This is a genomic window from Actinacidiphila polyblastidii, assembly GCF_036353415.1.
Lineage (GTDB): Bacteria > Actinomycetota > Actinomycetes > Streptomycetales > Streptomycetaceae > Actinacidiphila > Actinacidiphila polyblastidii.
On record NZ_JAZEWV010000093.1, the window covers coordinates 1 to 438 of the forward strand.

The 438-nt window shown below is 68.9% G+C and carries 1 protein-coding gene; it reads right to left on the reverse strand.

Translation table 11 applies throughout. From position 1 onward, the window contains the following. A partial coding sequence (locus V2S66_RS34370; protein ID WP_330801035.1) for a tetratricopeptide repeat protein occupies positions 1–438 on the reverse strand: 438 nt, incomplete at both ends.

Genomic DNA, 438 nt, shown 5'->3' on the forward strand with positions numbered 1-438 from the left:
ATGGGGTCTTGTTGGAGGGCGGCGGTGTAGTCGGCGACGGCCTCGTCAAACCGCCCCGCTTGACGATGAGCTTCCCCACGCTCGACGAGGGCCCAGGTGAGGGAGGGGTCGATCTCCAGGGCGGCGGTCAGGTCGGCGACGGCCTCGCCGAACCGCCCCGCCCGACGATGAGCCTGTCCGCGCGAGCCGAGTGCCATAGCGTCAGTGGGGTCTTGTTGGAGGGCGGCGGTGTAGTCGGCGATGGCCTCGTCGAACTGGTCTGCCTGACGATGAGTTTCCCCACGCTGGACGAGGGCCCAGGTGAGGGAGGGGTCGATCTCCAGGGCGGCGGTGTAGTCGGCGATGGCCTCGTCGAACTGGTCTGCCTGACGATGAGCCTGTCCGCGCTGAACGAGGGCCCAGGTGAGGGACGGGTCGATCTCCAGGGCGGCGGTCAGG